Consider the following 14,356-nt stretch of genomic DNA (forward strand, 5'->3'; position numbering starts at 1 on the left):
CGGTCTGCTGCACCTCGGCGACGGCTCGCCGGTGGCGGTGCAGGTCCCGCTGGCCGAGCTGGACGGCTGAGCGGGCGCCGAGGTGGTCACCCGGTCCTCGGGGGCCGCGGCGGCCCGCGGTCCGGCGGCGGCCCGGCCCACCTCGCGGCCCGCGGGCCGGCGGGCGGCACACAAGCGGCACAGATTCGGCACAGGCCGCTGCCTACGGTCTTCCTCAGAGACCGCTCACCCCTGAGGGAACCAGGACCATGAAGACTTGTGCGGCGGCCCCCCACGCCCCGGCACCCCGCCCCGAACTCCTGCACTCACTGGTGGCGGAGCACCGCAACGCCCTGACGGCCTACGCGGAGCGGCTGCTCGGTGACCACCACCTGGCCGAGGACATCGCCCAGGAGGCACTGATCCGGGCCTGGCCGCACACCGACCGGCTCTACAGCACCGAGGGCTCGATCCGCGGCTGGCTGTTCAAGGTGACCCGCAATCTCGTCATCGACCGGCTGCGCAGTGCCGCGGTCCGCTACGAGACCGTCGGCGCCGAGACCTACGAGGTGTCCCAGCGGGACCACACCGACGCCGTCCTCGCCTCGGTGGAGTCCACCCGGCTGCTGCGGCTGCTCTCCCACGAGCACCGGGAGGTGCTGGTGCACACCTATCTGTGCGGCCGCACCGTGCAGGAGACGGCCGGCATCCTCGGTGTGCCCGCCGGGACCGTCAAGTCCCGCCAGCACTACGCCCTGTCGAAGCTGCGCTCCCGCGGCCGGGCCGGTGCGCTCTGACCCCGGGCGCGTTGACCCCGGGCAAGGTGAACCTTCGGGGCCGTGTTCCGTGGAGGGTGTGTGAGTCTGTCCTCCGCGCGCGACGGCGCCGCGGGCCGTTCAGCGGGCCGGAGTGTCCTTCGCCAGGGATTCCAGCCGCTCCCGTACGCCCGCCGCGTCGGGGTGGTCGAGCCGGTCGTAGAGCTCCAGGGCCTGCCGCCAGGCCCGCTCGGCCTGCCGGGAGTCGGCGCGGGCGCGGTGGCTGTCGCCGGCGTGCACCAGGGTGTCGGCCTCCAGGCTGCGGTCGCCGATGCGGCGGTAGAGGTCGACGGCGTGCCCGTAGCCGACCAGCGCCTCCTGGTAGCGCTCCAGGTGGTGCTGGGCGCAGGCGAGGCTGTCCCAGGCGGCGGCCTCGCCGCTGAGGTCGCCGATCTCCTGGTGCATCGTGACGGCCTTCTCGCACTCGACGAGGGTGGACTCGTAGGCGCCCATCAGCAGATGGGTCCAGCCGATCTCGTTGAGGACCGCGGCCTGCCCGCTGGTGAAGCCGATCGGGGCGTAGCAGTCGGCGGCCTGGCGGTAGTGGTCGAGGGCCCGGTGGTGGTCCTTCATGACATTGGCCAGGAAGGCGTTGTAGCGATGGGTGCGGCCCTTTCCGATCGGGTCGCCGAGCCGCTCGAACAGCTCCAGGGCGGCGGTCAGATACCGCTGGGCGTCTTCGTGGGCACCGAGCCGGCAGGCGGCGAAGCCCAGCGCCCGCAGCGCGTTGGCCTGGCCGGGCAGGTCGCCGGTGCGGCGGGTGGTGTCCAGGGCGGTGGTCTGGATGTGGTGCTGCTCCTGCCAGCGGCCGTGCCGGTCCAGGAAGAGTTCGAGGGTCGCGGCGAGCTGCCAGCAGGAGGCGTCGTCCTGCGCGGCGTGCCGCGCGGCCTGCTCCACCATGGCCAGCAGCACCTGGCGTTCGCGCTGGAACCAGTCGGCCGCCTCGGGCTGTCCGCCGAAGGTCTGCGGGCAGACGCCCGGCGGCACGGCGGGCAGGGTGACCCGCTCCCGGTGCGGGGCGAGCAGGGCGTCGCCGGTGTGCGCGCTGCGCAGGTAGTGCTCGACCATCCGCCGGCGCGTCGCGGCGCGGGTCTGCTCGTCGTCCTGGCCCTCGCAGAGCTCGGCGGCGTACGCGCGCAGCAGTTCGTGGCCGGCGAAGCGGCCGGGGGTGTGCTCGGTCAGCAGGTGGTGCTCGACGAGTTCGGCGAGCTGGCGGCGCACTTCCCGCAGCGGCACCCCGGCCAGGCTCGCCGCGGCCGGCGCCGCTATGTCCGGGGCGGCGTGCAGGCTGAGCAGCCGGAACAGCCGGGCGGCGGCCGGGCTGAGGGCGTGGTAGGACCAGGAGAAGATGCTGCGGGCGTCGGTGCGGGTGTCGCGGGTGGCGAAGGCGTCCAGGCCCCCCTGGTTCTCGCGCAGTTCGGCGGCGATGGCGGCCAGCGAGAAGGTGGGGTGCAGCACGGCGCGGGCGCTGGCGATGGCGAGCGCGAGCGGCAGGCGTCCGCACAGGTCCACGATGGCTTCGGCGGCCGCGGGTTCGGCGCTCACCCGGTCCTCGCCCAGCCGGCGGACGAGGAGTTCGACGCCTTCGGCGCGGCTGAGCAGGTCCAGCGGGATGAAGCGGGCGTTGTCGGCGACGATGAGCCCGTCCAGCCGGTGCCGGCTGGTGATGATGGCCAGGCAGCCGCCGGCCGCGGGCAGCAGCGGGCGCACCTGCTCGGAGTCGCGGGCGTTGTCCAGCAGGATCAGGAACCGCCGGCCGGCGAACAGGCTGCGGTAGAGCGACGCCAGCGCGTCGGGACGGTCCGGCGTCAGGCCGGGTTTGACCCCGAGCGCGTCGATCACGTCGCGCATGGCCTGCACGGAGCTCAGCGGCGGCATGGCCGGGTGGAAGCCGCGCAGATTCACGTACAGCTGCCCGTCGGGGAAGTGCTCCGCGACGGTGTGCGCCCAGTGGACGGCCAGCGTGGTCTTGCCCACGCCCGCCATGCCGCTGATCGCCCCGATCACCACCGGGCGGTGCGATCCCTCGTCGTCCGGCTGCAACAGCGCGCGTGACCGGGCGAGTTCCTGGTGTCGTCCGACGAAGGAGGCCAGGTCGGCCGGCAGTTGGGCGGGGCGGACCGCCCGTTCGGCGGTCTGCGGATCGGGGGGCGGCGGCTGCCCCGGGGCCGGGGCGGCGGGCCGGTCGGGCGGGCCCGACTGCCGCAGCACCTGTTCGTGGGCGGCCCGCAGTTCGGGGCTCGGGTCCATACCGAGCTCCTCCGACAGGTCGGCGCGGACCGATCCGAACACCTCCAGCGCTTCGGCCTGCCGGCCGGAGGCGGCGAGCGCGGTGACGATCCTGGCCTGCAACGCCTCGTCGAGCCGGTGCCGGCCGGTCGCCGCGCGGCGCAGGGCGGTGAGCACGTCCTCCGCGAGGCCGGGCAGCTGCCAGGGGGTGGCGTCGGCGGTTTCCTTGGCGGTGGCCACGTACTCGTTCTCCACCGCCACGAACACCGGGTGGTCGAGCAGGTGCGGCATCCCGGGGACGGCGACCGGCCCCTGCCACAGCCGCAGCGCCTCGACCAGCAGCCGTACCCCGTCCGGCGCGGCTCCCGCCGCGATCGCGCGCTGCCCGGCGGCCCGCAGCTCGCGGAACCGTGCCAGGTCCAGCGCGGCGGCGCCGGCGGCGAGCCGGTATCCGCCGCCGGTACGGACCAGGTGGCCGCCCTCGGCCCGGGGCGGCAGGTCGGGCTCCAGCAGCCGCCGGAGCCCCCCGATGTGGCGGTGCACCACATTGACGGCGCTGTCGGGCGGATCACCGTCCCAGAGCAGGTCCACGGCCTCGTGCAGGGTGACCGGCTCGGGGGCGCGCACCGCCAGCAGGGCGAGCAGGGCCTGCTGCTTCGGGGGCCCCGGCGTCAGCTCCCGCTCGCCCCGCCATACCCGGATCGTCCCGAGAACCGTGTACCGCACTGCCGTCGCCATCGCTCGAAGATCCCTGCCGCTGTCCTTCTCGTCGCCTCGTCCGGCCCCGCTCGGGGCACGGCGAAGCCGGCGGTGAGCGGGGAATGGAGGTGAACGGGATCCCGCCGCGGGGGCGGCGCGCGACCGGCCCGGTGCGCCGCCCTCCCGGCGACTCCCGTTTTCAGGAGTCGAACGATACACGGGTGCGACGGACCAAGAGGGGCATCGGTGGTCCTACTGGACAGTACCGACAAGGGTGCTGGTCAGGGATCCCGGCCGCGGCCCCCGGGGGTGCCGGCCGCCGCCCGACGACCGACGAGCGGCGGGACGCCCGGGACCCGGTCGGCCGGTATGCCCCGGTGCGGCAGGTCATATCCAGCCACGCCGCGCCGCCGTCAGGGCGGCCTGGAAGCGGGTGGTGGCGCCCAGCGCGGTCATCAGGCGCTGGATCCGGCGCTGGGTGGTGCGCGGGCTCCAGCCCTGGGTGCGGGCGATGGCCGCGTCCGTCAGACCCGAGGTGAGCAGGGTCAGCAGGACATGGGTGTCGGGGTCGGGCGGCGCGGTACTGGGCTCCGGCCCGGCGGCCGGGGCGCTCCGCGGCGTCTGCGTCGGCACCGAGGCGCCGAGGGCCACCGCCCGGTCCCACTCGGCTTCGAACAGCGCCTCCAGGGCGGCGAGCATCGGCGAGCGGTGGATGAGATACGCGGCCGCGTGCCCGCCGGCCGCCAGGCTGAACGGGATGAGCGCCGCCCGGTCGTCCCGGATGATCAGCTTCAGCGGCAGCTCGCCCCGTACCCGGGCCTGTTCGCCCGCGCGGACGCTGGGCAGGATATCGCCGGCCAGCCGCCCGGGCCAGGAGACCGCCGCGCGCGAGTAGATCACCCGGTGGACGACTCCGGTGCGCTGCCGGCCCAGTTGCTGCTGGAGGTTGCTGCCGGGGCGGTCGACGTAGGGGGGCAGGTCGAAGGCGCGGACCTGGTGGCGGGCCTCGGCGGTCAGCCGGTGCGCGGCCTGGCTGATGTCCTCCCGCTGCGTCAGCAGCTCGACGGCGATGTCCGGGTGGCTGATCCGGTTGGCCTCGCGATGTGTCTCGGCGAGCCGCTGCACCAGTGCGCGGGCGGCGTCCAGCTGGTGCTCGCGCTCCTGGATCAGGGCGGTCGCCGCGACATCGGGCGGGTGGGCGGTGAAGCGGGGCGGCCGGCCGCCGGTCCGGGTCGCCAGACCCATCGCGACCAGGGTGGACAGCACTCGGGCGGTCGAGGCGGTGGAGCCGCCGGCCAGGCCGGCCACCTGCGAGGCGGTGCCGCGCGGGTGGCCGATCAGCGCGATGTAGACGTGTTCTGTTTCGTCGCCGAGCCCCAGGACGTTAAGTTCCATTTCTTCTCCGCGCTCGCGTGGCGGCCGGCCGCCACCTGGCGGAATCCGGCCACCGAGAACATCTTGCACATGATCCACCACGCTTGGCATCTTCCACCGCACAGGGCCCGGTTCCGCGGTGATCGCCGCGGGGCCCGGCCCGCGCTGTGCGCTCCCCTCGCCGGAAGGTGTCCTATGCACCGGTCTCCCCTGTCCCGGTTCCCCCAGCCCCGCGGCCGCCTCCGCCGCGTCCCGGTCGCGCTCGCGGCCGTCACCGCGGCTGTCACCGCCTCCTTCGCCGTACCGGCCGCCGCCTCGGCGCGGCCGGCCGCGGCGCCGCCCACCGCGTCCCTGTCCCGGCTGGCGAAGGCAGCCGCGCCGAAGCCGCCACCCGGGCAGCGCCAAGGGGTGGTCCCCGGCCAGGTCCTGGTCACCCTGACCGCCGACACGGCTGTGACCGGCGCCGCCGTACCCGGCAGCCGGCTGGCCGCCCGCGGTGCGGACACCAGCAGTTCCGGGCTGGACGCGCGGTTGCGCTCGGCGGGCGCCGTCTCGCTGCGTCCGCTGCTGCCCGCACTCGCGCCGGCCTCGGTCAACGGCCTGGTCGGCGCGGCCCGTTCGCGGCTCGGCGCCGACACCTCCGACCTCGCCCGCACCTATGTGCTGCAGACCAGGGACCAGGACTCGGCGGCGGTGGCCCGCAGCCTGCGCGGCGCGCCGGGCATCGCGTCCGCCGAGCCCGACCGCTATGTGAACACCATGAACAGCGGCGCGCAGCCGCTGCCTTCGGCGGCCGGCGCCGTCCGCGCCCCCGCGGTCGGGGGCGGTGGCGGGCAGCCGGCTGCCTCCGGTGTCCCCGCCAACTACGCGCTGTCCACCTCCGCGCAGGCGTTCCTCAACGCCGGGGGCGTGGACGCGGTGGGCGCCTTCTCGCTGCTGCAGGGCCGCTACGGCCAGCAGCCCGGCGCGGGCGAGACCATCACCAATGTGTCCATCGGCGACCTGACCGACCAGTCCATGGCGGACGCGGGCGACGCGTACGTGCAGAGCAACGGCCCGACCACCGTGCTGAGCGGGGGGCAGCGTTATCTCGATCTGCCGTCCATGCCGCTGATCCCGACCTATGTCGCCGAGGACGCCGGCGGCCTGGACGGCGCCGGTTCGGCGGAGAACCAGGACCCGTCCCTCGACGAGGTGATGCTGGACTTCGGTGTGATGGCCCCGCTGGCCCACGACCGGCAGCGCCCGGCGGCCACCGGCAGCGGCTACACGGACCTGCTGGGCATCGCGCCCGGCGCCGACTACCGCCTGGTCGTGCCCGAGCAGCCGACCACCGACCGGATAGCGGGCGCGCTGCTCGCGGCGGCCCAGCAGTCCCCCCGCCCCGACGTGATCACCGCCAGCCTCGGCTTCGGCACCGACGCGCAGGGCTTCCCGGGCCGCTACCTGGAGGACGACCCGATCGTGCGGTCGGTCGTCGCCGCCATCGTGCAGCGCGACGGAATCGTGGTGTCGATCTCCTCCAACGACGGCACCCGCCTGTACACCCCGGCGCCGGTGGGCCCCGACGGCGGCAGCACCCCCACCGACACGGCGCGGAGCGCGGCCGGCGCCACCACGATCGACGACGACGCGGCGTCCACGACCCCCTCCGAGGTGCCCGACACCGGGGCGATCGCGGCGGGCGGCACCACCTTGGACGACGCCCTCGCGCAGGGCGCCGGCGGCCCGGCCACCACGGCCGAGACCCGGATCAGCGGATTCGGCACCTTCTCGTCCGGCTTCGGCAGCCGGGTGGACCTGTCGGCGCCCAGCGACAACATCGTCGCCTTCTCGCACACCCCCGGCGGCGCCGCGCAGGACGTGGACGCGTCGCTGAACGGCGGGACGTCCGCCTCGGCGCCGGAGATCGCCGCCGCGGCCGCGGTGGTCCTGCAGGCCGGGCGGCTCGGCGGGCACGATCTGAGCCCGGCCCGGGTGCGCCAGGTGCTGGAGCGGACCGGGCGGGCCGTACCGACCCCGCCGCAGATCGACCGGACCCTGCAGGTCGGACCGCAGATCGACGTGACGGCGGCGGCCGAGCAGGCGCTCGGCGGCGACGCCCGGGGCAGCCGCGGCGGCCCCTCGGTCGTCCGGCTGTCGGTCGCCCACCGGGTGACCGCCGGCGGCCTGGGCGGCTCGTTCCTGGAAACCACCGACCCCGACCGGATCGACCTGGGCGACATGGCCTCGGGCGGCGACGGCGAGGGCCTGGTCGGCCCGGTCACCGTTCGCCGGGGACGTCACCGGCCTGGACGGCGCCCGGGCCGCGTACTCGCTCGCCGTCGGCCGTACGGTCTTCCGCTCCGACTCGCCCGCGATCCGGGTGACACCCGAGCAGCTGCTGGCGGCGGCCGGCCTCCCCGTCGTGTCCGCCGCCGACCGCACGATCACCGTGGCCTACACGGTGACGACCGGCGGCCGGACGGTCGCCACCGTCCACCGCACCCTGACCGTCGGACCGAGTGACGGCAGCTACGTGGAGGCGGCGGCGCCGAAGGCACCCGCGGTCGTCACCGCCGGGCACGCCGTCACGGTCTCCTACGACCTGACCGGGGGTGGCCGGCACCGACGCCCCGCAGCTGGTGCTGTCCGGCGTCGGCCACTGGAATCCGGCACTCGGCCCGGTCTTCAGCGCCGCCTGGCACCAGGCGCTCACCGCGACCGCCGGCACCGTCACCATCCCCGCCTCGGCGTTCGACGGGGGCGGCGGGATCTACGGCATCGGTATCGCCCAGTCCGGCTTCGGCGGCAACCCCCAGTTCACCGCGTACAGCGAGTTCGCCCCGATCCGGGTGGGCGGCGCCGCGGCCGGCGACCGGGCGGCGGCCCCGCTGATCACCGGCGCGGCCGGCGGCCCGACGCACGCGGCGGAAGTCACCCGGACCGCGCCGCGGTTCACCCTGCGGTACGACGCCGGCGCCGTGCCCGGCGCGCGCTCCGCCGAGGTGGAGTTCTCCGCCCCGGCGCCCACCGTGAACGGCTCGCTCAACACCTTCAGCAACGCCAACGGCAGCGGACTCGACAACGACGGGATCAACACCCCGTCCACCGTGCACCGCACGCTGCCCGCCGCCGCCGGTTCGGTTCGCCTCGACGCGCTCGCGCTCGGCCTGTCCACCTCCCAGGTGTACGACGTCCGGGTGCTGGCCCTGGACCGGGCCCGCAAGGTCGTCGGCCAGGCCTCCGCGCTGTCCACCTTGTCGGTGGACGACGGTCCGGCGCCGGGGGGCAGCACCGTGCTGAGCTTCGCCGCGGCCGGCCCGCACTCCGTCGCGGCCCTGCGCACCACCGCGGGGGGCACCGAGATACGCCGCTACGACCCGGCGACCGGGGTGTACGGCGCGGTGCTCACCTCCGACAGCGGCGCCGGTTCCGACTACGAGGTGCTGGGCGCGACCGCCGACCGGGCGCTGCTCGTGCACCGTTCGGCGGCCGGCGGCGACGTCCGCGTGGAGACCTGGAACACCGTCACCGGCGCCCTGGCCGGCTCCGGTGAACTGCCCGCGGACACCTACACGTTCGTCGTCGGCCGGGTGGACGCCGCACACGAACGGGGCGCGCTGCTGCTGCGGTCGGCCGCCGACAACAGCGACCTGGTGCTGCCCGTCGATCTCACCTCGGGCACGCCGGGCGCACCGATCCCCGCCGATCCGGCCGGCGTCCCGGCCGGGACGTACAGCCTGCTGGACTTCGACTCCTCGACCGGCGTGGTGTACCTGGCCAAGGGCGCGCCCGCGTTCCTCTGCCTCGGCGGTGTCACGGTGGCGCGGGTCGACCTGGCGGCCCGCACGGTGACCGGCGCGGGTTCGACCTCCGGGTGCAGCCACGGCTTCGCCTCCGACGGCGCGGGCACCCTCTACAACCTGTCGGCCACCTCGATCAGCACCAAGATCGTGCCCGGCAGTGTGCTGACCGGTCTCGACGAGTCGACGGGCGTCCAGGGCGACCCGACCGCGCTGCGCCAGGAAGTCCCGGTGGCGCTGGCGGTGGACGGTGTCCACAAGGTGGCGGTGGTCTCCTACTCCGGCCCGGCCGGCACCGCCTACTTCGGCTCCCAGCAGGGCCTGGTGCTGGACAACAACGCGACCGGACAGCTGGTCCTGGTCGATCTCACCTCGGGCACGGTGCTGCGCACCGTGAACGGCTTCTCCATGGGGTCCCACGGCGGCCCGCTCGTCCACGGAGGGGAGATGAACTCCCTCCAGCTCGATCCGGCCACCCGGACGGGATGGACCTACGCGGCCTACGACGGGCAGATCCAGCAGTTCTCCTACTGACGTTCGGGTGAAGGGGGCCCGCCGGCCCGGCCGATCGGCCGGGCCGGCGGGCCCCCTTCGTGCTGGTGTCGTGGTCAGCGGCCTCCCCCGCCGAGCGGACCGGAGACCCGCAGGCTCACGGTGGACACCCGGCCGGATCCCGCCCCGGTGGCGGAGACGACCGCGCTCGCCCGGGGGTGGCCGGCCGGGATCACGACCGCGAAGCGCACGGCGCCGTCGGAGCTGGCGACAGCCGTGCCCAGCACCACCGAGTCCAGGGTGAAAGTCACCGCCTCGCCGTCGCGGTAGCCCGACGCGCGGACCGGGACGGTCTCGCCGGGAGCGGGCCTGCTGTCGGCGGCGGTCAGCCGGCCCGGGTGGGCCAGCGCGCTGTGCTCGGCGCAGACGTTCCCCTGCACGCCGACCGGGAGTGCGGGGGTCGCGGCGCCGGTCACGCCGTCGTCCTCACGGACGGTCAGCGCGCCGAAGTCGTGGCTGCCCAGCACCGCGTCGGTGGAGTCCGACACCGCGATCTTGTACGCGGCGCTCGGCACCGCACCGGGGACGGTGTCCCCCGTCACCGGGACCCGGACCGCGCGGCAGGTCGCGCCCGGCGGGAAGGTGACCTGGCCCATCGCCGCCCCCGCTGTGCCGGTCGCCGAGCCGATCACCGTGAGGTAGGCGGTGACCGGGGACGCGCTGGGGTGCGAGAGATAGACGGCCACCGCGTCGGTACCGGGGCCGGCGCCCTCCTCCACCGCGGTGGAGGCGACGTCGACGGCCGGTCGCCGCCGTACCCGGGGGGCGCCCTGGTCCTTGCTGTCGAAGCCCAGGTCGGACAGGTACGCGCCGCCGCCCACGGGCCCGTCGGCGCCGACGGCCGGGGTGAAGCCGATGGCGGACAGCCGGGTCAGATCGAGCCCGGCCTTCCGCAGCGCCGAGGTGGGTACGTGCACCTGCTGGAGCACGATCTTGCCCAGGTTGGTGGAGGTGCTGGCCGGCATCCGGGTCACGCCCCACGGGTTGAGGCCGGACACCGGCCCGCGCCAGGTACGGCCGGCCGTGTCGGTCACGCTGAGTTCGAGGTCCGTCCCGGTGGTGACGCTCTCGTCCGGCGACATGTCCACCGTCATCTCGTCGTACCGCGAGACGTTCCGGCTGCCGGGCGGGACCGCGACGCGCAGGCCGCCGTCGGTCCCGCTCCAGGTCAGGTGGGTCATCGGGTTGAGCGGCACATTGGGGGCGTAGTTGGCGGGCGTCCAGTAGGGCACCTGCTGGTTGGTGAGGGTGCTGCCCGGATTCGTGCAGTACGGCAGCGCCTCGGGCACGGTCCGCCCGTACTTGTTCGCGCACACGGTCGCGGTGACCGCTCCGGTGGCGGTGACCTGCGGCGAGGCGGCGGCGAAGGTGGTGATGTCGTCGCGCAGGGACGAGGGCTGCCGGGCGACCGTGCGGACGTCGGCGTAGTCCGCGACCGAGGGCGGCTCCTGCCCGGAGCCGTCGAACATGCCTTGGAAACGGGACTGTCCGCCGAGTGTGGACTCGAAGAAGCCCGCGATGTACGCCGAGCCGACCTGGTATTCCTGCGCGGCGGTGAGCCGGATGTTCCGGCCGGAGGCCAGGGCGGTGGCGCTGGTGCCGCACACCGGGTCGTTGGTGGCGGACCAGTCGTCCGAGGCGCCGGGATAGGGCGGCGTCCAGGAGGAGTTGTAGAAGTCGTGGTCGGTGCCCATGACCCAGATGTCGGAGCGCTGGACGTCGTCGGAGAAGGTGCCGTCGCGCGCGTCGGCGTAGAAGTGCTGCCCCTGCTGGTCGGACACGTCGCCGTCGCAGTACGGCAGCAGGGTGGTGGTGACCACGTCCGGCAAGGTGGCGCGGGTGAAGTCGATCGGCGCCAGCGCGAAGACCGACGTGAGGTTCCACGGGTGCGGCAGGGCCTCGTTGAGGGTGCCCGCGGTGACGACGCCTTCGCCGCCGCGGGAGTGGCCCATCAGCCCGATCCGGCTGAAGTCCATGGTGCCGACCAGGCGGCGCGCGGTGATCGTGCCGGCCGGGTAGGTGGACCGTCCGGCGGCCAGCGCCTGGTCGAGGGTCAGGTCCTGGCCGGTGGCCGCGTCGTGGTGGCTGACCGGGCGGCCGCTGTTGGCGGCGTCGAGCATCGTCAGGGTGTCCAGCACCAGTTGGCCGCGCGAGACGGCGCCGTCGTCGGGCGAGAGCTGGTTGTCGTTGGCGTTGATCGCGTTGGCGGAGATCGACACCACCGTGAAGCCGTCGGCGGCCAGTGCCTGGCCGGCGCCGTCGTATCCGGCGTAGCTGAGGATCGGGGCGGTGCCGGCCGGGCAGGGCCAGCCGCTGGCGCCTTTGAGGGTGGTGGTGTTGTAGCAGGAGCTGTGGCGGCCGTGCAGGAACACGACCAGGGGGTGGTCCCCGCCGCCGGCGGGCAGGTAGATGCGTCCTTCGAGTTCGCCGCGGATGCCGCCGATGTCGGCGAGGGCGATGGACTGGGCGCCGAAGTCGTAGTCGGCGACGGTGTAGTGGCCGGTCCCGACGGTCGTCGGGTCGCCGCTGGTCGCGGCGGGGCCGGCCGGGGCAGGGGGGCTCCCGGGGCCCTTCGGTCCGGACGGCTGCCGGGCATTGGGCTGCGCGGTGCGCGGCGCGCTGTCGGCGGGCAGCATGCCGGGGCCGGCCGCGCTGTCGTCACCGCCGGTGGACCACTGCCAGGTGACCGCCGTGGCGGTGGCCGCCGAGGGGTCGGCCGTCGTCACCGTGAGGGTGCGTCCGTCGGCCGATTCCGCGGCGGGGCCGAGGCTCGCGCCGTCGGCCAGCAGCACCGGCATGTCGTCCTTGACCGGCAGGGCGGTGTCCAGGGTGAGCGACACCAGGTAGCCGCCGGCCGCTTCGGCCACCGTCCAGCCGGCTCCGGAGTCGACCACGGCGGTGTCCGGGCCGGGGGCGGCGGCCGCGGCGGGCAGCGCGGTCAGGGCCGTCGTGGCGCTGAGGGTGAGCAGTCCCGCCGCCAGCGCCACGAGTGGGCGCCGCGCACGCGGTATGCGCGGGTGCGTGGTCACGGCCGCCCGCCTCCCGGCTGCTGGCGTACGGGTGCGGCGCCGGGGTCGGCGTCCGGGTCGTCGTGCGGATAGGGGTAGAAGGCGGTGCCGAGTTTGGGCAGCCAGCCGACGGTGGCCACCGGCGCGGCGCCGTCGCCGGGGTGCTGCGGCGGGAGGCCGGCGTTGACCACCGGTCCCCAGCCGACGGTGAGGAAGGTCATCGCAGGGCCTCCTCGGCGATCAGCGGGTCGTTGGAGAGTTCCGGCGGGGCCGGCGGCTCCACGGCCAGGGCGTGCGGCGCGACCTTCGCGCCGGACACGACCGGGTCCGGCGGCGCCGCGTTGTGGTAGTCGGGGAAGTGCGCCTGGTAGTCGATGGCGGCCTGGACGATCCGCGGCTCGCTGAACCGCGGCCCCCAGAACTGCGCCGCGATCGGCAGGCCGACCGTGCTGTCGTAGCCGACGGGGAAGGAGACCATCGGCCAGGCCAGGGCGTTGGGCAGTTGGTAGTAGGCCCGGTAGACGGGGAAGCCGGAGCCGGTGCGCAGCCCGATCTGCGCGCCCAGGGACAGCACCAGCATGAAGTCGACGCCGGCCGCGTCCAGCGCGGCCTGGTAGTTGGCCTGCAGGGTGCGGCGCCGCCGCTCGCCGTCGACCCGGACCGAGGCGGGCACGGCGCCGGCGAAGCGGGTGGCGGAGTCGAAGGAGGACACGGTGTCGTTCGGCCCCTTGCGCCCGTACTGGGCGAGCAGGGCGGCGGCCTGGTCGGCCGGGCGGGTGGCGGCGAACTCCTTGACCGCGTCCCAGTAGCGGATCTCGTACCGGTTGGGGCTCAGCACGGCGGAGGACGGCGAGACCGGGGAGCCGTCGACGGTGGCGAGGACGTCGGCGCTGGAGAAGTACGGGTCGTTGGCCGGCACGGTGACGTCCAGGCCGGGGAATTCCTTCACCTGCGCGCCGAGGGAGGTGAGTTGCTGCCGGAGCCGGGTGAACGCGGCCTGGTGGTCGGGGTCGTAGAGGTCCTGCGGGGAGGTGCCGGTCCGGATGCCCCGGCTGTCGCGCATCCAGTCGGACTGCGGGATGCCGATGGTGGTCCCGGCCAGCGGCCTGCGGCCGCCGCGGGCGGTGAGCGGCATGGCGGGGAAGGGGTCGGGGGCGGCCAGGGTCAGCGGGTCGCCGGCCGGGTCGGGTCCGAGGATCACCGAAAGGATCAAGGACGCGTCGCGCACCGAGCGGGCGATCGGTCCCAGCACGTCGTACCCCGGGGACAGCGGCATCAGCCCGGCGACCGAACTGGTGCCGAGGGAGGGCTTGATGCCGCTGGCGCCGTTGGCGGCCGACGGCATCATGATGGAGCCGCCGGTCTCCTCGCCGATGGCGGCCGCCGCCAGCCGAGCGACAGGGGCGACGCCGGAGCCCTGGCTGGAACCGCCGGGCACATAGGCCTTGTTCCAGGCGTTGCCGGCGAAGGTGCCGGTGATCGAGCCGGAGAACGCCGAGGCGATGGTGTGCCCGAGGATCACCGCGCCGGCGGCGCGCAGCCGGTGCACGACGGTGGCGTCGCGCAGCGCCGCGTTCCCGTCGAAGGCGTGGCTGCCGTCCTTCGCCTCGAATCCCTCGACGGCCACCGAGTCCTTGACGCCGAACGGGATGCCGAGCAGCGGCGGAAGGGCCTCGCGGGTGCGCCGGGCGCGGGCCAGCAGGGTGTCGGCGGCGGCGGCTTGAGCCAGGGCGCCGGCCCGGTCGATCCGGACGAAGGCGTTGTAGCCGCCGTTGTCGCCGTAGGTCTCGAAGGGGCCGTTGAAGCGGTCGATACGGTCCAGGTAGGCGGTGGTGACCTGCACGGCCGTCACGACGCGGGCCCGCAGCAGGGCGGCCAGTTCGACCACTTCGTAGTCGACCAGCCGGGACCGGCG

Annotated in this window: 8 protein-coding genes; 3 read left to right on the top strand and 5 right to left on the bottom strand. The window is 74.9% G+C overall.

Annotated elements, in window-relative coordinates; genetic code table 11:
- The first annotated feature begins 248 nt into the window (after positions 1-248).
- Positions 249-776, top strand: coding sequence for a sigma-70 family RNA polymerase sigma factor (locus tag GA0115240_RS01560; protein ID WP_093734837.1), 528 nt, complete (start codon positions 249-251; stop codon positions 774-776).
- A 99-nt stretch (positions 777-875) separates the two neighbouring features.
- Here the strand turns inward: GA0115240_RS01560 and GA0115240_RS01565 are convergent, their stop codons facing one another.
- Together GA0115240_RS01565 and GA0115240_RS01570 are read right to left on the bottom strand one after the other, a co-directional pair.
- Positions 876-3,761, bottom strand: coding sequence for an AfsR/SARP family transcriptional regulator (locus GA0115240_RS01565; protein ID WP_093734838.1), 2,886 nt, complete (start codon positions 3,759-3,761; stop codon positions 876-878).
- Between the two features lie 348 nt (positions 3,762-4,109).
- Positions 4,110-5,117 (bottom strand): helix-turn-helix domain-containing protein, encoded by a 1,008-nt coding sequence (locus GA0115240_RS01570; RefSeq protein ID WP_093734839.1) that lies wholly within the window; start codon positions 5,115-5,117, stop codon positions 4,110-4,112.
- Positions 5,118-5,291: 174 nt separating this feature from the next.
- Here GA0115240_RS01570 and GA0115240_RS01575 point away from each other — a divergent pair, with 174 nt between their 5' ends.
- The gene (locus GA0115240_RS01575) at positions 5,292-7,604 is read left to right on the top strand and encodes a S8 family serine peptidase (RefSeq protein WP_093734840.1); all 2,313 of its coding nucleotides are present in this window, start codon (positions 5,292-5,294) and stop codon (positions 7,602-7,604) included.
- A gap of 89 nt (positions 7,605-7,693) precedes the next feature.
- Positions 7,694-9,415 (top strand): hypothetical protein, encoded by a 1,722-nt coding sequence (locus tag GA0115240_RS01580; RefSeq protein WP_093734841.1) that lies wholly within the window; start codon positions 7,694-7,696, stop codon positions 9,413-9,415.
- A 74-nt stretch (positions 9,416-9,489) separates the two neighbouring features.
- Here GA0115240_RS01580 and GA0115240_RS36535 read toward each other — a convergent pair whose 3' ends face one another.
- From GA0115240_RS36535 to GA0115240_RS01595, 3 genes are all read right to left on the bottom strand, one after another.
- A complete protein-coding gene (locus GA0115240_RS36535) occupies positions 9,490-12,462 on the bottom strand; it encodes a hypothetical protein (protein WP_093734842.1) in 2,973 nt (990 codons plus the stop codon).
- Positions 12,459-12,662: a hypothetical protein gene (locus GA0115240_RS01590; RefSeq protein ID WP_093734843.1), complete on the bottom strand. Its 204-nt coding sequence runs from the start codon at positions 12,660-12,662 to the stop codon at positions 12,459-12,461. The genes GA0115240_RS36535 and GA0115240_RS01590 overlap by 4 nt, the downstream gene beginning before the upstream one ends.
- The coding region (locus tag GA0115240_RS01595; protein ID WP_093734844.1) for an amidase at positions 12,659-14,356 on the bottom strand (1,698 nt) is incomplete at its 5' end. The genes GA0115240_RS01590 and GA0115240_RS01595, both read right to left, overlap by 4 nt.

It is taken from the genome of Streptomyces sp. DvalAA-14, from assembly GCF_900091855.1.
In the GTDB taxonomy this organism is placed as follows: domain Bacteria; phylum Actinomycetota; class Actinomycetes; order Streptomycetales; family Streptomycetaceae; genus Actinacidiphila.

Coding starts and splice junctions, on each gene's coding strand:
- GA0115240_RS01570 (WP_093734839.1), bottom strand. CDS start 5,117: ATGGAACTTAACGTCCTGGGGCTCGGCGACGAAACAGAACACGTCTAC.
- GA0115240_RS01560 (WP_093734837.1), top strand. CDS start 249: ATGAAGACTTGTGCGGCGGCCCCCCACGCCCCGGCACCCCGCCCCGAA.
- GA0115240_RS01565 (WP_093734838.1), bottom strand. CDS start 3,761: ATGGCGACGGCAGTGCGGTACACGGTTCTCGGGACGATCCGGGTATGG.
- GA0115240_RS01575 (WP_093734840.1), top strand. CDS start 5,292: ATGCACCGGTCTCCCCTGTCCCGGTTCCCCCAGCCCCGCGGCCGCCTC.
- GA0115240_RS01590 (WP_093734843.1), bottom strand. CDS start 12,662: ATGACCTTCCTCACCGTCGGCTGGGGACCGGTGGTCAACGCCGGCCTC.